23 protein-coding genes are annotated in these 19508 nt (G+C 70.3%); 8 read left to right on the top strand and 15 right to left on the bottom strand.

The window, feature by feature from the left end; genetic code table 11:
• Together ACGFI1_RS16540 and ACGFI1_RS16535 are read left to right on the top strand one after the other, a co-directional pair.
• Positions 1-1005 carry an LCP family protein gene (locus tag ACGFI1_RS16540; RefSeq protein WP_392786051.1) on the top strand — a complete coding sequence of 335 codons (1005 nt, stop codon included), beginning with the start codon at positions 1-3 and terminating at the stop codon, positions 1003-1005.
• 77 nt (positions 1006-1082) lie between these two features.
• On the top strand, positions 1083-1502 hold the full coding sequence (locus tag ACGFI1_RS16535) for a CBS domain-containing protein (RefSeq protein WP_138638194.1): 420 nt from the start codon (positions 1083-1085) through the stop codon (positions 1500-1502).
• 84 nt (positions 1503-1586) lie between these two features.
• On the opposite strand, the gene ACGFI1_RS16530 is transcribed toward ACGFI1_RS16535, so the two are convergent.
• A complete protein-coding gene (locus ACGFI1_RS16530; protein WP_392786049.1) occupies positions 1587-2744 on the bottom strand; it encodes an aminotransferase class V-fold PLP-dependent enzyme in 1158 nt (385 codons plus the stop codon).
• A 132-nt stretch (positions 2745-2876) separates the two neighbouring features.
• Between ACGFI1_RS16530 and ACGFI1_RS16525 the strand changes: the two genes are divergently transcribed.
• Entirely contained in the window at positions 2877-4751 is a 1875-nt protein-coding gene (locus ACGFI1_RS16525) for an ABC transporter ATP-binding protein (protein ID WP_392732770.1), read from the top strand.
• A 286-nt stretch (positions 4752-5037) separates the two neighbouring features.
• On the top strand, positions 5038-5496 hold the full coding sequence (locus ACGFI1_RS16520) for a VOC family protein (protein ID WP_392786047.1): 459 nt from the start codon (positions 5038-5040) through the stop codon (positions 5494-5496).
• Between the two features lie 123 nt (positions 5497-5619).
• On the opposite strand, the gene ACGFI1_RS16515 is transcribed toward ACGFI1_RS16520, so the two are convergent.
• Genes ACGFI1_RS16515 through ACGFI1_RS16495 form a run of 5 tightly spaced genes read right to left on the bottom strand, consistent with a single transcriptional unit; the run spans position 5620 to position 8592 of the window.
• Complete coding sequence (locus tag ACGFI1_RS16515) at positions 5620-6054, bottom strand: SRPBCC family protein (protein ID WP_387070500.1); 435 nt, start codon at positions 6052-6054, stop codon at positions 5620-5622.
• Positions 6055-6109: 55 nt separating this feature from the next.
• A complete protein-coding gene (locus ACGFI1_RS16510) occupies positions 6110-6901 on the bottom strand; it encodes an ABC transporter permease (protein ID WP_392786291.1) in 792 nt (263 codons plus the stop codon).
• 25 nt (positions 6902-6926) lie between these two features.
• Positions 6927-7931 carry an ATP-binding cassette domain-containing protein gene (locus ACGFI1_RS16505; RefSeq protein ID WP_392786045.1) on the bottom strand — a complete coding sequence of 335 codons (1005 nt, stop codon included), beginning with the start codon at positions 7929-7931 and terminating at the stop codon, positions 6927-6929.
• A complete protein-coding gene (locus ACGFI1_RS16500; protein ID WP_387070506.1) occupies positions 7928-8239 on the bottom strand; it encodes an ArsR/SmtB family transcription factor in 312 nt (103 codons plus the stop codon). Before ACGFI1_RS16500 ends, ACGFI1_RS16505 begins: the two co-directional genes overlap by 4 nt.
• Positions 8236-8592 carry a VOC family protein gene (locus tag ACGFI1_RS16495; protein ID WP_387070508.1) on the bottom strand — a complete coding sequence of 119 codons (357 nt, stop codon included), beginning with the start codon at positions 8590-8592 and terminating at the stop codon, positions 8236-8238. The genes ACGFI1_RS16500 and ACGFI1_RS16495 overlap by 4 nt, the downstream gene beginning before the upstream one ends.
• A gap of 111 nt (positions 8593-8703) precedes the next feature.
• On the opposite strand from ACGFI1_RS16495, the gene ACGFI1_RS16490 reads away from it, so the two are divergent.
• Together ACGFI1_RS16490 and ACGFI1_RS16485 are read left to right on the top strand one after the other, a co-directional pair.
• Positions 8704-9624, top strand: coding sequence for an NADP-dependent oxidoreductase (locus ACGFI1_RS16490; protein ID WP_386873816.1), 921 nt, complete (start codon positions 8704-8706; stop codon positions 9622-9624).
• Between the two features lie 41 nt (positions 9625-9665).
• Positions 9666-10925 carry a cytochrome P450 gene (locus tag ACGFI1_RS16485; RefSeq protein ID WP_392786043.1) on the top strand — a complete coding sequence of 420 codons (1260 nt, stop codon included), beginning with the start codon at positions 9666-9668 and terminating at the stop codon, positions 10923-10925.
• Here the strand turns inward: ACGFI1_RS16485 and ACGFI1_RS16480 are convergent.
• On the bottom strand, positions 10922-11722 hold the full coding sequence (locus ACGFI1_RS16480; protein WP_392786041.1) for a hypothetical protein: 801 nt from the start codon (positions 11720-11722) through the stop codon (positions 10922-10924). The genes ACGFI1_RS16485 and ACGFI1_RS16480 overlap by 4 nt on opposite strands.
• Positions 11723-11796: 74 nt before the next feature.
• The gene (locus ACGFI1_RS16475) at positions 11797-12426 is read right to left on the bottom strand and encodes a TetR/AcrR family transcriptional regulator (protein WP_392786039.1); all 630 of its coding nucleotides are present in this window, start codon (positions 12424-12426) and stop codon (positions 11797-11799) included.
• A 67-nt stretch (positions 12427-12493) separates the two neighbouring features.
• Here ACGFI1_RS16475 and ACGFI1_RS16470 point away from each other — a divergent pair, with 67 nt between their 5' ends.
• Positions 12494-12919, top strand: a complete 426-nt coding sequence (locus ACGFI1_RS16470) for a hypothetical protein (protein ID WP_392786038.1) — start codon at positions 12494-12496, stop codon at positions 12917-12919.
• 50 nt (positions 12920-12969) lie between these two features.
• On the opposite strand, the gene ACGFI1_RS16465 is transcribed toward ACGFI1_RS16470, so the two are convergent.
• The 3 genes from ACGFI1_RS16465 to ACGFI1_RS16455 form a co-directional block, all read right to left on the bottom strand.
• Positions 12970-13686, bottom strand: coding sequence for a hypothetical protein (locus ACGFI1_RS16465; protein ID WP_392786036.1), 717 nt, complete (start codon positions 13684-13686; stop codon positions 12970-12972).
• Between the two features lie 150 nt (positions 13687-13836).
• Positions 13837-14007, bottom strand: coding sequence for a DUF397 domain-containing protein (locus ACGFI1_RS16460; protein WP_138638213.1), 171 nt, complete (start codon positions 14005-14007; stop codon positions 13837-13839).
• Complete coding sequence (locus tag ACGFI1_RS16455; RefSeq protein ID WP_392786034.1) at positions 14004-14783, bottom strand: helix-turn-helix domain-containing protein; 780 nt, start codon at positions 14781-14783, stop codon at positions 14004-14006. The genes ACGFI1_RS16460 and ACGFI1_RS16455 overlap by 4 nt, the downstream gene beginning before the upstream one ends.
• Positions 14784-14917: 134 nt before the next feature.
• On the opposite strand from ACGFI1_RS16455, the gene ACGFI1_RS16450 reads away from it, so the two are divergent.
• Positions 14918-15304 (top strand): ATP-binding protein, encoded by a 387-nt coding sequence (locus tag ACGFI1_RS16450; protein WP_171069153.1) that lies wholly within the window; start codon positions 14918-14920, stop codon positions 15302-15304.
• A gap of 34 nt (positions 15305-15338) precedes the next feature.
• Here the strand turns inward: ACGFI1_RS16450 and ACGFI1_RS16445 are convergent, their stop codons facing one another.
• The 4 genes from ACGFI1_RS16445 to ACGFI1_RS16430 are packed head-to-tail and all read right to left on the bottom strand — an operon-like array spanning position 15339 to position 19275.
• Positions 15339-16235: an ROK family protein gene (locus tag ACGFI1_RS16445; protein ID WP_392786032.1), complete on the bottom strand. Its 897-nt coding sequence runs from the start codon at positions 16233-16235 to the stop codon at positions 15339-15341.
• Positions 16232-17086 (bottom strand): carbohydrate ABC transporter permease, encoded by an 855-nt coding sequence (locus tag ACGFI1_RS16440; protein WP_392786030.1) that lies wholly within the window; start codon positions 17084-17086, stop codon positions 16232-16234. The genes ACGFI1_RS16445 and ACGFI1_RS16440 overlap by 4 nt, the downstream gene beginning before the upstream one ends.
• Complete coding sequence (locus ACGFI1_RS16435; RefSeq protein WP_301175471.1) at positions 17083-18027, bottom strand: carbohydrate ABC transporter permease; 945 nt, start codon at positions 18025-18027, stop codon at positions 17083-17085. Before ACGFI1_RS16435 ends, ACGFI1_RS16440 begins: the two co-directional genes overlap by 4 nt.
• Entirely contained in the window at positions 18028-19275 is a 1248-nt protein-coding gene (locus ACGFI1_RS16430) for an extracellular solute-binding protein (RefSeq protein ID WP_392732252.1), read from the bottom strand.
• Positions 19276-19508: the final 233 nt, after the last annotated feature.

Here is a 19508-nt window from a genome sequence, read left to right as displayed (position 1 = left end):
ATGGACGACCTGGACCTGATCCGCGACCTCGGCCGGGAGCTGGAGCACGAGCCGCCCGCCTCGCTGGCCCGGCAGCGGAACCGGCTGCTGGACGCGGCCGGGCGGCGACGGCGGCGCGGCCCCGGCCGGTGGACGCTGCTCGGCATGGTCGTGGCGGTGACGGCGGCGGCGATCCTCGTCCCGGCGGTGGTCTTCCACGGGCGGGACGCGAAGCCGGTGGCGGCGAAGTCGGCCGCGCCCGGGGCCGCGTTCAACGTGCTGCTCCTCGGTGTGGACGGGCGGGGCGGCGCGCACGCGCGGTCGGACACGATCATGGTGGTGCACGTCCCGGCCGACCGGAAGCGCGTCCGCGCGGTGAGCGTCCCGCGCGACTCCCTGGTGCGGATTCCGGCGTGCAAGACCGCCGGCGGGGCGGTCCTCCCGGCGCGCCGAGGGCTGATCAACTCGGTGTTCCCGGAGGGCGGCGCGGGGTGCGCGGTGAAGACGATGGAGTCGCTGACGAGCGTCCGGATCGACCGGACGGTGCTGATCGACTTCGACGGGTTCCGGGCGATCGTGGACGCGCTCGGCGGCGTCCGGGTGACGCTGCCCGCGCCGGTCGACGACCCGAAGGCGGGGCTGAAGCTGTCGGCGGGCAGGCACCGGGTGAGCGGGCGGACGGCCCTGGCCTACGTGCGGGCGAGGTACGGCGTCGGGGACGGTTCCGATCTCGCGCGCATCGAGCGGCAGCACCAGTTCCTGGAGGCGCTGGTGCGGGAGGTGCGGGAGCGGGCGACCGGGAATCCGGTGCGGCTGGCGCGGTTCCTCACGGCGGTCGCCGGTGCGGTCGAGACGACGCCGGGGCTGGGGGCGGGGGAGTTGCGGCTGCTCGCCGAGAGCTTCGGTGAGAGCGGTTCGATCACGTTCGACACGGTTCCGGTGCGTCCCGCGCGGCAGGACCCGAACCGGCTGGAGTGGGACCGGGCGGGGGCCGAGCGGATGTTCGCCGCGTTCCGGACGTCATGAGTGATCCCGTTTCTGCCGGGTAGGCCCGAGTCATCCCCGGGCCCCCAGGAACGAATCACGAGGTCAAGGAGTGATCGATGGCCACGAAGATCCGCGAAATCATGACGGGCTCGCCGACGTCGGTGTCCCCGGAACTCGACATCGTGACGGTGGCGCGGGCGATGCGCGACGAGGACATCGGCGCGGTGCTGGTCGCGGAGGGCGACGACCTGCAGGGCGTGGTCACCGACCGGGACCTCGTCATCCGCGGCCTCGCCGCCGGCGGCGACCCGTCCCAGGCGAAGATCGGCGGCATCGCGAGCCGGGTGACGGCGACCGTCGGCCCCGACGACTCCCTGGACAAGGCCGCGCAGATCATGCGGGAGCGGTCGGTGCGCCGGCTGCCCGTCATGGAGGACGGCCGTCCCGTGGGCATCGTGTCCATCGGCGACCTGGCGATCGAGCACGACTCCCGGTCGGCCCTGGCGGACATCAGCGCCGCCCGGTCCAACACGTGACGTCGTCCGACATGTGACCAGTGGGCGTGCCCGGAGGCCGCTACCGGTGCCCATCCTCCGGCCCTGGGCACGCTCACGCCCCCGCTAGGGGAGGACGGACAGTAGCCGGTCCAGTTCCTCCTCGGTGTTGTAGTAGTGCACGGAGGCCCGCACGGCCGCAGGAAGGACGTGCGGGTCGTATCCGTGCGACATGGGGTTCGTGACGTTGATGTTGACGCCGTGCGCCCTTGCGGCCGCCTTGATGGCGGCGGGGTCGTGGCCGTCCACGCTGAACGTGACGAGCCCGGACGGCCGCACCCCCTTGTCGTGGACGGTGACACCAGGGCGGTCGGCCAGTTCCTCACGAAGCCTGGCGGCGAGTGCGGTCACGCGGGCCTCGATCTCCACCATCCCCACGCGGGCCGCATAGTCGGCGGCGACGCCCAGGCCGATCTGCCCGGCGACGTACCGCTCCCATGTCTCGAAGCGCTGGGCGTCGCCGCGCATCTCGAAACCGTCCGGTGCCTTCCACTCGGCGGCGTGCAGGTCGAGGAAGGGCGGGACGAGCGTCCGCACGATGTCGCGCCGCACGTACAGGAAACCCGTGCCGCGGGGGCCGCGCAGGTACTTGCGGCCGGTCGCCGAGAGCATGTCGCAGCCGATCTCGCCCACGTCCACGGCGAGGTGGCCGACCGACTGGCACGCGTCCAGAAGGTAGAGGACGCCGTGCTCGCGGCACAGCCGCCCCACCTCGGCGGCCGGGTTGACGAGCCCGTTCTGCGTGGGGATGTGGTTGAGCGACACCAGGCGGACGTCACCCTTGGCGAGTTCGGCCTCCAGCGCGTCCAGGGAGAGGGTGCCGTCGGCCTCGTCGGGGACGACCTCCACCTTCGCGCCCTTGGCCGCCGCCACCTGCTGGTAGGCGATCGCGTTGCTGGAGTACTCGGAGGTGGTGGTCAGGATGCGGTCGCCGTTCGCGAAGGGGATCGAGTAGAACGCCATGTCCCAGGCCCGGGTGGCGTTCTCCACGAAGGCGATCTCGTCTGCGCGCGCGCCGATGAGCCCTGCCACGGCGTCATAGAAGTGTTGGACGGCCTCTGCGTTCTGCTCGGCGGCCTCGTATCCGCCGATCTCCGATTCCAGCGCGAAATGCCCGTTGACGGCCTCGATGACCGGACGGGGCGGCAGCGCCGCGCCCGCGTTGTTGAGATGGGCCACCTTCGCGCAGCCGGGGGTGTCGGCCCGGAGACTCTCGATGTCCACGTGGTGCGCGTCCCTCCGTGAAATGTCGGACCCCCGCGCCATGCTGGCCGCGGGCGACGACTTGACCTCAACCATTGTTGAGGTCCCGTGCTTGCCGTACCAGGCTAACGATCACCAGGGGGACCCGTGGACATGGAGGTCACGGCGTGGATGTCGCTGCACCACGCCATGCACGCGCAGGACGGCAGGCCCTTCTCCAAGGCCACCCTGCGCCGCATCGGCGGCTTCGCCCGCCCGCACCGGCGGCAGCTCGCCGCCTTCCTCATCCTCAGCGTGGTGATGGCGGTCATCGCGGTCGCGACGCCCGTCCTCGCCGGCTGGGTCGTCAACGCGATCGTCGACCGCGACGCGACGTCCACCGTCATCGGGCTGGCCGTGGTCATCGCCGTCCTCGCGGTGGCCGAAGGCGGCCTCGGGCTCGCCAACCGGTGGCTGTCGGCCCGCATCGGCGAGGGGCTGATCCTCGACCTGCGCACCGCCGTGTTCGACCACGTCCAGCGGATGCCCGTCGCGTTCTTCACCCGCACCCGCACCGGCGCCCTGGTCAGCCGCCTCAACAACGACGTCATCGGCGCCCAGCGCGCCTTCAGCGACACCCTCTCCGGCGTCGTCAGCAACCTGGTCACGGTGCTGCTCACCTTCGCGGTGATGGTCCGCATCTCCTGGCAGATCACGCTGCTCGCCCTGGTCCTGCTGCCCGTCTTCGTCCTCCCGGCCCGCCGCATGGGCACCCGCCTGGCGCGGCTCGAACGCGAGGCCGCCGCGCACGACGCCGCGATGAGCACGCAGATGACCGAGCGCTTCTCCGCCCCGGGCGCGACCCTGGTGAAGCTGTTCGGACGCCCCGCCCGCGAGTCGGCCGAGTTCGCCGCCCGCGCCCGCCGCGTCCGCGACATCGGCGTCCGCACCGCGATGGTGCAGCACGTCTTCATCACCGCGCTCACCATGGTCTCCGCCCTGGCCCTCGCCCTCGTCTACGGCCTCGGCGGCTTCCTGTCCCTGCGCGACCACCTCGACGCCGGCGCCGTCGTCGCGCTCGCGCTCCTGCTCACCCGCCTGTACGCGCCGCTGACCGCCCTCGCCAGCTCCCGCGTCGAGGTGATGAGCGCCCTCGTCAGCTTCGAGCGGGTCTTCGAGATCCTCGACCTGGAGCCCCTCGTCGCCGAGAAGCCCGAGCCCCGCACCGTCCCGGACGGCCCGGTCACCGTCGAGTTCGACGACGTCCGCTTCGGCTACCCGTCCGCCGACAAGGTCTCCCTCGCCTCCCTCGAAGAGGTCGCCACCCTCGACACCCGCGGCGGCGTCGAGGTCCTGCACGGCATCTCGTTCCGCGCCGAACCCGGGCAGACGGTCGCGCTGGTCGGCTCGTCCGGCGCGGGCAAGTCGACGATCGCGCAGCTCCTGCCGCGCCTCTACGACGTCGACTCCGGCGCCGTCCGCCTCGGCGGCGTGGACGTCCGCGACCTGTCCTTCCAGGCCATCCGCGACACCCTCGGCATGGTCACGCAGGACGGCCACCTGTTCCACGAGTCGATCCGCGAGAACCTCCTCCTGGCCCGTCCCGAGGCCACCGAGGACGACCTGTGGGACGTCCTGCGCCGCGCCCGCCTCGACACCCTCATCGAGGGACTGCCCGACGGCCTCGACACCATCGTCGGCGAGCGCGGCTACCGCCTGTCCGGCGGCGAGCGCCAGCGCCTCACCATCGCCCGCCTGCTGCTGGCCCGCCAGCGGGTCGTGATCCTGGACGAGGCCACCGCCCACCTCGACTCGACCTCCGAGGCCGCCGTCCAGGAGGCCCTCGCCGAGGCCCTCGACGGCCGCACCGCCGTCGTCATCGCGCACCGGTTGAGCACGATCCGCTCCGCCGACCAGATCCTGGTCATCGAGCAGGGCAGCATCGTCGAACGCGGAACCCACGACGACCTCCTCGCCGCAGGCGGCCGCTATGCCGACCTCTACAACACCCAGTTCGCCAACGACCCACCGCTGGAAACCGTCAGCTGACCCGCCGTACGCGCACCCCCGGCCCGCCTTTGGCCGGGGGTGCGCCGGTATGTCCCGAGGTGAGCCAGGGGCGGGAGCTTTCGGCAGACGGAACGAGTTGGGACGATCTCGGGCCGGTGGGAAGAGCGACGTTCAAGATCTTGAGGGGCTCCGGCAAGGGGAGACGGGCCGGAACCAGGGAGATGACCAGGGGGTTGAGGAGGCGTTTCGAGGGTCGGCAGGCGTCCTCCGGGTATTGGGAGACGACCGCAGACCAGGACGACCCTGATGATCGGGAGGCAGAGACATGGCGGATCGGGATCGGTTGCCCGCGCCCGTGGAAGGGCTCGTGCTCACGCACTTCCTCACCGTCCGCGACGTGGCGCGCTCGCGCGCCTTCTACGCGGACGTCCTCGGCGGCGAGGTCGTCCTGGCGGAGAACCCCGCCATCGTGAAGGTCGCCAACACCTGGATCATCATGAACCCCGGCGGCGGACCCACCCCGGACAAGCCCGACGTCACGCTGTCGCCGCCGGAACCGGGCGACCCCGTCTCGTCCTTCATGAACGTGCGCGTCGCCGACATCGCCGCGTTCTACGCGTACGCCAAGGAGCGGGGCGCCCGGTTCCTGACGGAGCCGCTCGACCGCAAGGCCGAGATCCGCTGCTACATGCGCGACCCGGACGACTACCTGATCGAAGTCGGCCAGGCCACCGGCATGCTCCACGGCGTCTACGCCGACCCACCCGCCAGCTCGGAGAACTGACCGCCCCAAGCCCGCGATGGCCGGGCCGTCGGCGAAGCAACCCGCCCCCCGGGCCCTGCGTGCTGAGCGCGGTCCAGCCGCTCTCGCTTCCGTGGCCTGTGGGGCAGCTTGGTTTGCTTCGGGTCAGGCGATGTCGGTGAGGGTTTTTTGGAGGGCGCGGAGGATGCCGGAGCGCCAGCCGCTGCCCATGCCGCGGAAGGCGTAGGCGTTGACGGGGTCGTCCAGGTCGAAGCCCGCGTGCTCGATGAACAGCCGGGTGCCGTGGCCTTCGGGGACGAGCCGCCAGGTCACCGTGGTGTCGAGGCCGCCGCCGTTCCAGCTGATGCGCAGCAGCCGCTCGTCCTCGATGTCGAGGACCCGGCATCGGATCGTGCCGTCGAACCCGATGTTGGGGATCGGGGTGGTGGCGAAGGTGAAGCGGTGCCCGACGACGGGCTCGAAGTCGTTCGGCATCATCCAGCGGGCCAGCAGGTCCGGCTCGGTGAGCGCCCGCCACACCTTGCGCGGCGGATGCGGCAGGAACTCGTCCACCTCGATCGACGCGCGCTCACCGCTCACGCCGTCCACCTTACGGCGCGTGCCCGGGGCGCGCCCGTGTCCTGTCGCCGCCATGTCATGTCCGGCGGACGCGGGCGACGGCGATGACGCCGGAGACCACGATGATCCCGGCCGTCCACGCCAGCGAGCGCGTCACGTAGTGGGCGGCGCCGTGGCCGAGCAGCGCGGCGGCCGCGTCGCCCTGGGTGAGCACCCGGACGGCGTCCATCATGACCGTGACCGGCTGGTTCTCGGCGAAGCCCTGCAGCCAGCCGGGCATCGTCTCCACCGGGACGTAGGCGCTGGAGACGAAGCTCAGCGGCAGCGCCAGGAACCCCGCGCCCTGCGACGCCTGCGGGTTCGCGCTGAGCAGCCCCAGCGCCACGAACACCCACACGAACGCGAACCCGAACAGGACGCACAACCCGAATCCGGCCAGTGCGGACGGCCAGCCCGCGTGCACGCGGAAGCCGACGGCGAAGGCCAGCGCCGCGCTCACCGCGAGGATCAGCGTGACGCGTGCCGTGTCCGCCGCGACCTGGCCGGAGATGACGGCGGTGCGCGGCATCGGCAGCGACTTCAGCCGGTCGAGGTAGCCGGACGCGACGTCCTCGGCGACCGCGACCGCCGCGCTCATGCCGGCGAACAGCCCGCTCACGGTCAGCAGCCCGGGGATCATGTAGTCGACGTAGTCGACGCGTCCCGTGCCGATCGCCCCGCCGAACACGTACCGGAAGATCAGCAGGAATGCGACGCTCTGGACGAGCCCCATCACGATGATCTGCGGCGTCCGGAACGTCCGCCGCATTCCGCGCCGGGCTATGACCCAGCTTGCCGCTCCGACACCGGCCCCACCGGGAGCCTGCATTACCGCCATGCGGCCTCACTCCTTCTCATGATGGTCCCGTCCCCGTCGGCGAGAACCTCGTCGCGTCGGCCGGAGCCTCGTCCCGTCGGCGGGGGCCTCGTTCCGTGGTGGTGGTCAGGGAGAGGAAGACCTCGTCGAGGGTCGGGCGGCGGAGGGTGATGTCCGCTATCGGGATCTGGTGGTCGGCCAGGCTTCGGACGGCTCTCGTGAGGTCGTCCGGGCCGTTCTCGGCGGTCGCGGTGACGAGGAGGGTGCGCGGGTCGGTGCGGACGGTGCCGAGGGCGTCCAGTGCTCGGGCGGCCGAGGTCAGCGAGGCGTGGTCGTGGACATGGACTTCGATCAGGTCGCCGCCCGTGCGGGCCTTCAGCTCGCGGGGCGTGCCCTCGGCGACGACGCGGCCGTGGTCGATGATCGCCACACGGTCGGCCAGGCGGTCGGCCTCGTCCAGGTACTGGGTGGTCAGCAGGACGTTCGTGCCGCCGGACACCAGGTCGCCGATGGCGTCCCACAGTTCGATGCGGCTGCGGGGGTCGAGCCCGGTGGTGGGCTCGTCCAGCAGCAGGAGGCGGGGCGCGCCGACGAGGCTGGCGCCGAGGTCGAGGCGGCGGCGCATCCCGCCCGAGTAGGTGCGGACGAGGCGGTCGGCGACATCGCCGAGCGAGAGGCGTTCGAGCACGTCGGACGCGCCGGCGCGGGCGTCCCGGCGGTTCCTGCCGAACAGGCGGGCGATCATCTCCAGGTTCTCGCGGCCGGTCAGCGCACCCTCGACGGCCGCGTACTGGCCGGCCAGGCCGATGGTGCGGCGGACGCGGGCGGGGTCGCGGGCGGCGTCGATCCCGTCCACGAGCAGCGTGCCGCCCTCGGGACGGACGAGGGTCGCGACGCAGCGCACGAAGGTGGTCTTGCCGGCGCCGTTCGGGCCGAGCAGGGCGGTCACCCGGCCGGGCGACACGGTGAGGTCGAGGCCGGCGAGGGCCTCCACGTCGCCGAACCACTTGACCAGCCCGGCGGCCTCGACGATGGGCGTCACAGGTCCTCCTCGTCCAGCAGTTCGCGCAGGTTAGAGAGCTTCTCGCGCCAGAACCGCTCGTACGGGGTCAGCCATGCGGACAGTTCGCGCAGCGGCCCGGGCTCCAGCCGGTAGACGCGACGGCGGCCGTCGCGCTGCTCGGTGACGAGCCCGGCCTCCCGGAGCACCCTGAGGTGCTCGGAGACGCTCGGGCGGCTCATCGTGAAGTGCGCGGCGAGGTCGTTGACCGGGCGCGGGCCGTCCAGCAGGAGCGCGGTGAGCTCCCGCCGGACGGGGCTGGCCAGCGCCGCGAACACGTCGGCGGTCACTGCTCGGCCAGGACGAGGCCGTTGCCGTCGGGGTCGGTGATCACGGCCTGCCGGCCCCAGGGGAGGTCCTGCGGGCCGTCGACGTCCACACCGGCCTCGCGCAGCGCCGCGCAGTCGCCGTCGAGGTCGGCCGTCGCCAGGATCAGCCCTTGCAGGCTTCCGGGCGCGGCCGGGGTGTGGTTCGCGAGGACGACGCTCGTCTCGGCCCCCTTGGGGGCGAGCTGCAGCCAGCGGATCGGGCCGTTCTGCTGGTCCGCGACGACGTCGAAGCCGAGCTTGCCGGCGTAGAAGTCCTTGGCCGTGTCCAGGTCGGAGACGGGAACGGTCAGCAGGCGCACATGGGTGATGGTCATGCGAGCGACGATAGGTAGGGAGTTGCCTACGTGTCAAGCGTAGGAAATCTCCTACGCATTGCACGCCCGGCGGACGGGTTTAGTGGGCGGGTGCGGAGGCAGGTTGGAGGAATGCGTGCCGTCACCTATGACTCGTATGCGTCCGACAACGCGAAGCTGAAGGTCGGGGACGCGCCGGATCCGAAGGTCGGCCCCGGCCAGGTGCTGGTCGAGGTCCGCGCCGCCGGGGTCAACCCCGTCGACTGGAAGGTCATGGCCGGGGGCCTCGACGGGATGATGGACGCGGTCTTCCCGGTCATCCCCGGCTGGGACGTCGCCGGGGTCGTCCGCGGCCTCGGCCCCGACACGCCGGAGTTCGCCGTCGGCGACGAGGTCATGGCGTACGCGCGCAAGGACGTCGTCGGCGCCGGGACGTTCGCGCAGTACGTCGCGGTCGCGGCCGACCACGTCGCGCACAAGCCCCAGGCGCTCGACTGGAACCAGGCGGGCGGCCTGCCGCTCGCCGGGATGACCGCGCAGCGCTCCCTGGACCGGCTGGCGGTCGGCAAGGACGACGTGCTGCTCATCCACGCGGCGTCCGGCGGGGTCGGCGGCCTCGCGGTCCAGATCGCCCGCGACCGCGGTGCCCGGGTGATCGGCACGGCGTCCGAGAAGAACCACGACTACCTGCGGGGACTCGGCGCGGAGCCGGTCTCCTACGGGGACGGGCTGGTGGAGCGCGTCCGGGAGCTGGCGCCCGGCGGGGTGACCGCCGTCGCCGACTTCGTGGGCGGGCAGCTGGACGCCACGCTCGCCGTGCTGGCCGGCGGCGGGCGGCACGTGTCCGTCGCCGACAACACCGTGGACGAGCACGGCGGCCACTGGATCTGGGTCCGCCCGGACGGCGCGAAGCTCGCCGAGCTGGCCCGCCTCGCCGACCGCGGCGCGCTCGCCGTCGAGGTCGCGGACACGTTCCCGCTGGAGGAGACGGGTGCCGCGTTCGACGCCAGCCGCAGCGGGCACACGCGCGGCAAGCTCGTCATCGTCCCCTGACGAGCTCGCCGCGGAGCGCCCGTCCCCAACGAAGGAGCGTCATGCCCGTCCTGGACGACACATTGCCGCTGCTGTCGCGGCCTTACGGGCTGCTGTCCGCACGGGCCCGCCGCCTGGACACCGACGTCTACGACATGCGGCTGCTCTTGCGGAAGACCACCTGCATGACCGGGGCGGACGCCGCGCGCGTGTTCTACGACCCGGACCGTTTCGTCCGTGAAGGCGCCGCGCCCCGGCGGCTGCGCGTCACTCTGTTCGGCGAGAACGGCGTGCAGGGCCTGGACGGGCGGCGGCACGCCGCGCGCAAGCGGATGTTCATGTCCTTGATGACGCCCGAGGCGCGGGACGAGCTGCGCGATCTCACCGGGCGGGCCTGGCGGGAGCGCATCGGCGCGTGGCGGAACGAGCCGCGCGTCGTCCTGTTCGACGAGGTCAGCGAGCTGCTGTGCAGTGCGGTGTGCGCGTGGGCGGGGGTGCCGCTCGCCGCCCGGCAGGTCCCGCAGATCTCCCGGATGCTCGTCGCGCTGATCGAGGCCCCCGCGGCGGTCGGCCCCCGCTACCTGCGTGGACGCACCGCCCGCAGGCTCGCCGACCGCTGGGCCGCCGCCCACGTCACGCGCGCCCGTGAACGGCACGGGCGGGATGCCTCGTCGGCTCGGGGTGCGGCGCCAGGCGACGGCACGGCGCTGGACGAGATCGCCACCTACCGCGACACGGACGGGAGCCTCCTGCCGCCGGACGTGGCCGGAGTGGAGCTGCTCAACGTCCTGCGGCCCACGGTGGCGGTGGCGCGGTTCGTGGTGTTCGCCGCCATGGCGCTGCACGACCATCCCGAATGGCGGCGCCGGCTCGCGACGGACGACGACCCGGAACTCCTCGAAGCGTTCGTCCAGGAAGTGCGCCGGTTCTACCCGTTCTTCCCGCTCGTCGCGGCGCGCGCCGCCCGCGACTTCGAATGGCGCGGCCACTATTTCCCGAAGGGACGGCGCGTCCTGCTCGACCTGCACGGGACGGATCACGACCCGCGCCTTTGGGACCGTCCCGAACAGTTCAAACCGGAACGGTTCATCGGCCGCTCGCCGGACGCCTACAGTCTCATCCCGCAGGGCGGCGGTGACCATTTCGAAGGCCACCGCTGCGCCGGGGAATGGGTCACCAAGGACGTGATGAAAACGTCGGTGACCGCCCTTACCCGGTGGATGTCCTACCAGGTCCCGCCACAGGACCTGAGCATTCATCCGCGGCGGGCACCGGCCATCCCGAAGAGCCGGTTCGTGATCGCCAGGGTGGCGGAGCTCTAGACCGACCTGCGCGTGAGCCCGGCCTGCTCGGCCTTGCTCCGGCGCTCCGCTTCCGCCCGCTGCCGCGCATTCTCGTGGACGGCCCAGTTCTCCGGCTGCAGGAACATCAACTCGCCAGTGCCGGGAGCGAGCAGCACGCCCCCGAAGACGTCGTCACCGGCGAACCAGGCCCCGCGGTCGATCTCCGCGGGCCACCGGTCGGAGTAGAGCGGTTCGCGCGCCGACATCCGCGGGGAGTCTCCGCCGCCCAGCGTCAGGGAACGCCTGCCCTGGCTCTGCAGGCTCGACTTCTGCACGGGTGAGCGGAACTCGAAGTCGTACACCTTCAGCACGCGGGCGCATTTCCGCACCCAGCCGATCTGCGGCAGCCAGAACCGCGTTCCCAGCAAAAGCGCCATCATGCCCACCGCGATGAACGGGCCGAGATAGCGGAGACCCAGCGCGAGCGGCAAAGCGATCATCGCGATGCCGGGCACCGCGATGAGCAGCAAGTAACGCCCCACCAGGATCCTGTAGTGGTATTTCACCGGGCCTTCGCGATCGGTGCCGTCCGCGGCGAACGGCACTGCGCCCCCGAACGGGCGATACAGCAGCAGGTGCATGGCCAGCAGCACGACGGTGACGAGCCCGAGCATTCCGGGGATCGCGAACCAGAAGAAGGTGTCGCTCAGAACCGTGAGGACGAGCCCGTAGGACACGGCGAAACCGCCGCCGAGCAGTGCCGCACGCCGCAGCGGACCGCGTCCTCCACCGCCCGCGCCGTCGGCCTGGCCGGCCGCAACCGAAGGCTCCGCCATACCGCCCTTTCCGCGATGTACCGATGCAACTCGCCGGTCTGCCCGGACAGGGCACCACCGGCCCCGGCCACTCGTCAACCTGACGAACCGTCCGCATCGTGATCGGCAAGGGGCATCCCCGTGGCGAGCGACCGAGCGGCATCGACGAAGAACTGCTCGTCCGCGCCGGGGGCGAGGCCGAGGATGACACCCTGGTTGAGGCCGACGAACAGTGCTCGCAGCGCCGTGACCAGGCGCTCCGCCTGGCCGGACGTCACGGTGCCCCCGTTGTGCGGCCTTCCGGAGAACACCGCGATCAACTGCTGCTCCTGCCGCCGGATCGACGCGGCGAGCTGAGCGCCGAGTTCCCGGTCGTGCAAGGCCATGTCCAGCAGGGTGATCTGCAGCGACAGGACGGACAGCGCGTCCGGCGAATCGAAGCTGCGCCGGTAGTACCGGGCGAAGACCTCGACCGCGCCGAGCAGGTCGAGCCCGGCCGGGACGGCCTGCTCGATCTCCTCGTAGTGCGGCCGCAGGTAGTCCGTGACGAGCGCGAGCACCAGGCCGTTCTTGCTGCCGAACAGGGAGTAGACGGCGCCGGTGGTCAGGCCGGCCCGCTCGGCGATCTCGTCGAGCTTCGCCCGGTATCCGTCCCGGGCGACGACCTCGAACGCGGCGTCCAGCAGGGCACGGCGGTTGCGCTCCTTGGCTTCCGCTCTCGTCATACGCATAGTCTCATTATTGCGATAATTTGATTACGGAACCAAGGCTGGACGAGCTCAGGAGGACTCCATGCCCCAGAACACCGCCCCGCCGGACGCACGCCAGAGGACCGGGATCATCGCCGACAGCGCCGTCAAGGCGCTCCTAGGCGCCGCCTGCCTGCTCGCCGCAGCCCCACTCGGCCGCCTGTTCGGCGTATCGACATGGCTCATGGCCGCCTCGGGCGCGGCCCTGCTGATCTGCGGCGCGATCGAGATCAAGCACCTGCGCAGCCGCCCGGCGCGGACCTACGTCCGCCTCATGGTCGGCTACGACGCCGGCTGGGGGCTGGCGACCCTCGCCGCCCTTCTTCCCCTGTGGGGGAGCAGCGGCGCCGGGGGCGAGGTATGGATCGGCTACCAGATCGCCGCGCCCCTCGTCTTCGCCACCCTCCTGCTGACCGCCGCCCCATCCCGGACGTCCTCACAACCCAGCGCCACAGACCCCGCCCACTGACGAACACGGCACCCGGACGTGCGGCGAGGCCAGGGAGGGTCCGGCCGCGATTAACCGCGCACTTGGATCTCCACGCGGTGGCGGATGTACTCATCCGGGTGGGAGCGAGCGATCTCCACCGCCGTTTCCACGAGAGCGTGGAATTCCGGCGGATACGCGGACGGCCGCAGAGGCAGCCCAGGGAGAATGCAGCGTCGAACGTCCAGGTTTTCATTGCTGACGAATTCTTGGAGCGCGGTCTCGTTCCACACCCTCACCAGGACGGACCTGTCCTCGGAGTCCGTCCGGCTCTCCCCGAGGCCGTTCTCGGCTCGCGTGTTGGGGAGGCGCAGCGGCAGCGCCGTCCAGTACCACGCACGCGCGGCACCGGCCCGCTCCAGATCGGTGCCCGTCCGCAGATACTCGAGAAGCGCAGAGCGGACTCGCCGGCGTCCGAATGCGTGCAGAGCCGGCTCGACGAACTGGCGATTGAAGCTCGGGTCCGGATCGTGGACGGCCGCCTTCATGAGGGCGCCGAAGGCGGCATCGGACGCGGGCAGGCCCTCGCTGCCGGCGTTGCGAAGCGCCGCCCGTACCCGCAATCGCCAGCCCCGCCGATCATCTGGATCCGGCTCGGCCGGGACGTCGAGTCCGACCGCTCGGACGAGGTCGGCCAGGCACTCCAGGAACAACTCCCGTGAGTCCCCGGTTCGCGCCGGTAGCGCCATGAACGCCTGTGCGGTCTCCGGCCGGTCCTTCCCCGCGGTCTCGTCTTCGCTCGCGTTCATGGTGGCCTCTCAGAGTTACCCGGCGTGCTGGCTACTGCTTGAGGTCGTTGAGGATTGTGTCGAAGCAGGCGTCACCCTGGTCCGCCTGGTTATTGAGGAAAGCAGAGGTCGACAGGGTGCCCGGCCCCAAGGAGGGGCCGGGCATGGGGGCTACTGCTTGAGGCTGTTGAGGATGGTTTGGAAGGTGCGGGGGGTGAGGAGGAGTTTGGGGCCGTCAGGGTCCTTGGAGTCGCGGACGGCCACGGCCTCCGGGAAACGTGCCACTTCCACGCAGGCGTCACCCTGGTCGCTGCTCTTCCGGGCCTTCCGCCACGTGATCATGTCCACCGAACAACCGCCTTCCGTAGGAACTCGCGGGAGTCGTCGACGCTCAGAGCGCGAGCTTGCAGCGCCGAGAAGGCGCCGACTATGTGCAAGATATCCTCTTGGTCGTTCGTTGTGATGCCGCCTCTCGCGGCGGGCATGTAGAGCAGGTCGCCGCCGTTCGACTGGGTCGCGAGATTGAAAGAGCCGACGAGGCCCGGGTAGTAGCCGGTGGGGGCGATTTGGAGGGTGACGTTGCTCCACTCGGAGACGGTGAGCAGGTGTTCGCATTGTTCGCGCATGATCTCCGCGTTGCCCATGCACGTCCAGAGGACGTTTTCCAGCAGGACGATGCTGAGCATGGGCGGGGGCTCGCGTTGCAGGACCTCTTGGCGGCGGAGTCGTCCTTCGACGGCGGTCTCTTCCTGCAGAAGGGCACGGATGTAGGCCGGGGTCTGGAAGAGGCCGTAGACGAACATCGTCTCGAAGGCGCGCAGTAAGCAGGCGGTGCCTTCGGCCAGGGGGTAGTCGGCGAACCAGGGCGGGTACCGGCTGGATTTGAGCAGGTCGTCCCAGGCGTCCTGCATTTCGGTCTGGGATTCGAGGGCCTTGTCGAGCTCGGCCGCGAACTCTCTCGTGCAGCGGGTGGTTCCGGTCTCGACCTGGCCGATGTAGCTGCGGGTGACCGGTATGCGGTTGGCCAGTTCGAGTCGGGAAAGTCCGACATCTTCTCGCAGGCCGGCCAGGGCGATGCCGAAGGCGATGGTCTGCCGGGTGGGCTTTCGTGACGGCATGGGCGGGCCACCTCTCGAAAGCACTTGCAAGCAGGTGCAAGCGGGCTCGTTGCGCTGTCGCGCTTTGCTCTTGATATTACTCCATGTGGTTAATCCTTTGCGTTAAGTCACATGCGACACGCGGAGGTGAGCGGATGGAGCCGTCAGTGATCGTGATCAAGGCGGCGGCGGAGGCCGTCAGGGAGGCCCGGGAGTTCGTCGGAATGGTCTTCGGGAGCTGGGGGCTTGCGGACTACGTCGCCCGGACGGTGGTCAGCGAGCTGGCGACCAACGCGGTCACGCACGGGTCCCGGGACGGGGATCTGGTGATCGTGCGCGCCTATCTGCGGGACGACGGGTTCGCGGTCGTCGAGGCGTGGGACCGGTCGGACGCGGCGCCGGTCGTGCGGCCCGTCGACCATGCCGCCGAGAGCGGGCGCGGGCTGATGCTCATGGAGTCGCTCGTCCGGCGGTGGGGGACTCGGCCGCTGAGCGAGGGCGGCAAGGTGGTCTGGGCCGAGATCGAGCCGGTGCCCGCATGAGCGGCCATCTCGGCCCCGTCCGCCGACTGGTGGGTTACTTCCTCGGCTCCTGAGGGGGCAGGAGGCGGGCGGCGAGGATTGCTGCGCCTTTTACGGCTGCCTGGTCGTCCAGTTCGGAGAGGGTCAGGCGGGGTGCCTCCCGGAAGGTCAGGCGGTCCGCCAGGCGGGTGGCCAAGGGGGCTCGGAGTGACTCACCGGCCTTGGCCAGGCCGCCGCCGATGACGAGCAGGGACGGGTCCAGGAGGAGTGTCGTGGCGGCTAGGCCGTCCGCCAGGCAGTCGAGTGCTTCGGACCAGACCCGCGCGGCCTTCTCGTCGTTCCGCCCGGCGCGGGCTATCACTTCCTCTGCGGGGACGGAGGCGCCGTGGCGGCGGGAGATGGCGGCGGCCGAGGAGTATCTCTCCAGGCAGCCCTTGTTGCCGCAGGCGCAGTCCTCGCCGTTCGGGCGGACGACCACGTGGCCTATCTCGCCGCTCCAGCCGATCGTGCCGGGATAGGGGCTGCCGTTCAGGATCAGGGCGGCGGCTATTCCGGTGCCGATGGCCATGAAGACGAAATCACCGGCGTCGCGACCGGCGCCCAATACCGCTTCCGCCAGGCCGCCCGTGCGGACGTCGTGGCCGACGGCGACGGGAATTCCGAGGCGTTCGCCGGCCAGGTGGAGCATGGGGACGTCGCGCCAGCCGAGGTTCGCGGAATGGACGGCCGTGCCCGTGGATTCGTCCACGATGCCGGGCAGCGCGATCCCGGCGGCCTGGGCGGGGGAGCCCAATGCGGCCGCGCGGGACGCGAGGTGGGCGGCGAAGTCGAGAATGCCGCCCACCGGGTCTTCGCGGTCCGTGGGACATGACTCGGTCAGGAGTACTTCGGAGTCGTGCGTCACCGCGGCCTTCATCGAGGTGCCGCCCACGTCCAGGCCGATCAGGCTCATTTGATGGAGCCCGCGGTCAGGCCGCCGATCAGGTAGCGCTCGACGAAGATGAACAGGATGACGACCGGGATGATCGCGATCAGGGACGCGGCGAAAAGGTACTGCCAGTGCGCCTGGTACTGGGTGACGAAGGACGGGATGCCGACCGTCAGGGGGCGGCGGTCCGGGGACGCGGTGACGGTCAGGGCGACGATGTACTCGTTCCACGCCGCGATGAACGTGTAGACGATCGCGGTGACCACGCCGGGCATGGAAATGGGAAGGGTGACGCGGGTCAGGGCGCCCATGCGGCCCGCGCCGTCCAGGAAGGCGGCCTCTTCCAGTTCCTTCGGGATGCTGGAGAAGTAGCCGTGCAGGATCCAGACGCAGAACGGCAGGTTGAACGCCGCGTTCACCAGGATGAGCGACATCAGGGTGTCGGTCAGGTTCAGCGCGACCATTTCCCGGTAGATGCCGATGACGAGTGCGGTCGGCGCGAACATCTGCGTGACCAGGACCAGCAGCAGGAACGCGCCGCGGCCCCGGAAACGGTTCCGGGCCGTGTAGTAGGCGGCGGGCAGGGCGCAGGCCAGGGTCACCAGGGTGGCGGCGGCCGCCACGGTGAGGGAGACCCGCAGGTACGTCCAGACGGGGGCCGCCGACCAGACGTCGACGAAGTTCGACCACGTCCACTGGGACGGCAGGTAGGTGCCGGGGGACTCCGTCAGCTCGCGCTCGGGCTTGAGCGCGGTGAAGAACATCTGCAGGTAGGGCAGCAGGAAGGCCAGCGCCACCAGCCAGCCGATCCCGGCGAGGACGATCTTTCGCGTTCGCCGGGGGGTCGCCCCCCCGGGTGCCGAGCGGCCGGTCATCGGACCTCCTCGCGCCAGCGGGCGGCCCGCAGGTACAGCAGCACCATCACCAGGATCAGGACGAAGTTGACGACCGCCATCGCGCCGGACTCGCCGACGTTCTGGTCGTAGAACGCGAGTTTGTACATGTACGTGGTGGTGGTGTCGGTCTTGTGGCCGGGCCCGCCGCCGGTCATCGCCCAGATGATCGGGAAGCTGTTGAAGACATTGATCACGTTGATGATCGAGGCGATGAGGATGGCCGGGCGCAGGAGGGGGAGGGTGATGCCGAAGTAGGTGCGGACGTGGCCGGCGCCGTCGACGCGGGCGGCCTCGTACACGTCGCCGGGGATCGTCTGCAGGCCGGCGAGGATGACGAAGGACGTGAACGGAAGCGACACGAACACCGCGACCCACATCATCCAGAACATCGCCTGGGTGGGGTGGGCCAGCCAGTTCACCGGCTCGTCGATCAGGTGCAGGTCGAGCAGGACGCGGTTGACGATGCCGGAGTAGTTGTCCAGCATCCACTTCCAGATCAGCGCCGTCATCAGCACCGACGCCGCCCACGGGACGATGACGGCCCAGCGGACGACGCGGCGGCCGGGGAAGCGCGCGTTCAGCAGCTGGCCGAGCGCGAGGGACAGCACCATCGTGACGATCACGATGCCGCCGACCCACAGCAGCGTCCGCAGCACGACGGGGACGAGGTCGTCCTCGCCGAACAGGTCGGTGTAGTTGGCGCCGCCCCGGTAGCCGAGCGTGACGCCGGACGAGCTGATCTTCTGCAGTGACGTCCGGACCATCTCGATCACCGGCCAGAGCACGACGACCGTGATGAGGACGAGCGCCGGGCCGAGCCACAGCAGCGGGGTCAGCGCGCGGCCGGCCCGGCGGACGAGGGAGGGGCGGGGGGCCGGGGAGGTGACGGCCCCCCGCTCCTTGGCCTTGAGGTCCTGCACTCAGCCGGCCTTCTCGGCGGTTTCCTGGATCTTGTCCAGGACCTTCTTCGGGTCCTCGTTCGCGGCGGCGGTGCCGAGGTCCTGCTTCACCGCGCCGGCGACCGCCGACCACGCCGGGTTGGTCGTCGGGGCGAACTTGGAGGTGGGCAGCGCGTCCACGAACTGCTTCATGTACGGGTCGGCGCTGAGCGCGTCACCGGCCGACTTCGTCACCGGGAGGAAGCCCTCGGTGGTGAGGAACTTCGAGGTGTTCTCCTTCTGGTAGAAGAAGTCGAGGAACTTCTTGATGGCCTCCTTGTTCTTGCCGTCGTCCTTCTTGAACGCGGCGAGGACGTCCATGACGCCGAGCGTGTTGTGCTCGGTGCCGCTCTTGCTCGGCAGCGGCGCGACGCCGAAGTCCAGGTCCTTGTTCACCGGGTCGATGAATCCGGCCTTGGTGAACGGCCCGCCGATGGCCATGCCGACCTTGCCCTGCGCGAACTGGTTGAACACCGTCTTGCGGTCGGTGGTCTCCGGGTTCGGCTGGGTCAGCCCGGACTTGTTGAGGTCCTTGAGGAAGGTGAGGGTGTCGATGTTGGCCTGCTGGTTGATCGCCCACTTCCCGGACGCGTCGACCCAGCCGCCGCCGTTGTTCATCGCCCACGAGTAGAACTCGGCCTGCGACTCCTCGGGGCCGAGCGGCAGCCCGTAGCCGATCGCGCCCGTCTTCTTCACCTTCTCCGCGGCGCTCTTCACCTCGTCCCAGGTGGCGGGCGGGTCGGTGACGCCGGCCTTCTTGAGCAGCTCCTTGTTGTAGAACAGGAGGCGCGCGCTGGAGATGAACGGCAGGCCGTACTGGGTGCCGTTGTACTGGGCCTGCTCGACGAAGGTGGGCGTGAAGTCGCTCAGCGTCGCCGGAGACAGCACCTCGGACGCCTTGTAGATGAGGCCGTCGCGGGCGAAGTCGGAGAACGCGTTGTAGTTCAGGACGTCGGGGACCTGCTTCGTCTGGACGTAGGTCTTGACCTTGGCGTCCATCTGGGTCCAGTCGACCATCTCCAGGTTGACCTTGTAGCCCGAGTTCTTGGCCTCGAAGTCCTTGATCAGTGCGTCCCAGTAGGGCTTGGTGTTGTCGTCGTAGATCGCGGCGACGAACTTGATGGTCTTGCCGTCGGAGTCTCCGCCCGACGAACTGCCCTTGCCGCATCCGCTGACGCCGAGCGCCACGGTCAGGCCCGCCGCGACGACGCCCATGAGGTGCCGTTTCATCTGTCCCCGCCTCTCCGGCTTTCGCGCGTGCAAAATAGTGCTCGATGGGATGGCCCACCGAGCACAATCGCGCGTGGTGGGGTCGAAGATAAACACTGGTCCGTACCAGTTCAAGAGGCGTATTACTCACGAGTCTTAACCGTTACGCGGCGCCGGGTTAGGGCCGCTCTGGTCTGGTGTTCACGCTGGGGTGGTCTGCGCGGGCCGCCAGGAGCGTCGGGGATGTTCACTCT

This window comes from Actinomadura geliboluensis (assembly GCF_043197915.1).
Classification (GTDB): domain Bacteria; phylum Actinomycetota; class Actinomycetes; order Streptosporangiales; family Streptosporangiaceae; genus Spirillospora; species Spirillospora geliboluensis.
This window is presented reverse-complemented; position numbering and strand designations above follow the sequence as displayed.

Excerpts from the sequence above, each read along its gene's own strand:
- ACGFI1_RS16535 (WP_138638194.1), top strand. The coding sequence starts at position 1,083 with ATGGCCACGAAGATCCGCGAAATCATGACGGGCTCGCCGACGTCGGTG.
- ACGFI1_RS16485 (WP_392786043.1), top strand. The coding sequence starts at position 9,666 with ATGCCCGTCCTGGACGACACATTGCCGCTGCTGTCGCGGCCTTACGGG.
- ACGFI1_RS16525 (WP_392732770.1), top strand. The coding sequence starts at position 2,877 with ATGGAGGTCACGGCGTGGATGTCGCTGCACCACGCCATGCACGCGCAG.
- ACGFI1_RS16510 (WP_392786291.1), bottom strand. The coding sequence starts at position 6,901 with ATGCAGGCTCCCGGTGGGGCCGGTGTCGGAGCGGCAAGCTGGGTCATA.
- ACGFI1_RS16465 (WP_392786036.1), bottom strand. The coding sequence starts at position 13,686 with ATGAACGCGAGCGAAGACGAGACCGCGGGGAAGGACCGGCCGGAGACC.
- ACGFI1_RS16445 (WP_392786032.1), bottom strand. The coding sequence starts at position 16,235 with ATGAGCCTGATCGGCCTGGACGTGGGCGGCACCTCGATGAAGGCCGCG.
- ACGFI1_RS16540 (WP_392786051.1), top strand. The coding sequence starts at position 1 with ATGGACGACCTGGACCTGATCCGCGACCTCGGCCGGGAGCTGGAGCAC.
- ACGFI1_RS16490 (WP_386873816.1), top strand. The coding sequence starts at position 8,704 with ATGCGTGCCGTCACCTATGACTCGTATGCGTCCGACAACGCGAAGCTG.
- ACGFI1_RS16460 (WP_138638213.1), bottom strand. The coding sequence starts at position 14,007 with ATGATCACGTGGCGGAAGGCCCGGAAGAGCAGCGACCAGGGTGACGCC.
- ACGFI1_RS16495 (WP_387070508.1), bottom strand. The coding sequence starts at position 8,592 with ATGACCATCACCCATGTGCGCCTGCTGACCGTTCCCGTCTCCGACCTG.
- ACGFI1_RS16430 (WP_392732252.1), bottom strand. The coding sequence starts at position 19,275 with ATGAAACGGCACCTCATGGGCGTCGTCGCGGCGGGCCTGACCGTGGCG.
- ACGFI1_RS16450 (WP_171069153.1), top strand. The coding sequence starts at position 14,918 with ATGGAGCCGTCAGTGATCGTGATCAAGGCGGCGGCGGAGGCCGTCAGG.
- ACGFI1_RS16520 (WP_392786047.1), top strand. The coding sequence starts at position 5,038 with ATGGCGGATCGGGATCGGTTGCCCGCGCCCGTGGAAGGGCTCGTGCTC.
- ACGFI1_RS16455 (WP_392786034.1), bottom strand. The coding sequence starts at position 14,783 with ATGCCGTCACGAAAGCCCACCCGGCAGACCATCGCCTTCGGCATCGCC.
- ACGFI1_RS16470 (WP_392786038.1), top strand. The coding sequence starts at position 12,494 with ATGCCCCAGAACACCGCCCCGCCGGACGCACGCCAGAGGACCGGGATC.
- ACGFI1_RS16480 (WP_392786041.1), bottom strand. The coding sequence starts at position 11,722 with ATGGCGGAGCCTTCGGTTGCGGCCGGCCAGGCCGACGGCGCGGGCGGT.
- ACGFI1_RS16475 (WP_392786039.1), bottom strand. The coding sequence starts at position 12,426 with ATGACGAGAGCGGAAGCCAAGGAGCGCAACCGCCGTGCCCTGCTGGAC.
- ACGFI1_RS16440 (WP_392786030.1), bottom strand. The coding sequence starts at position 17,086 with ATGACCGGCCGCTCGGCACCCGGGGGGGCGACCCCCCGGCGAACGCGA.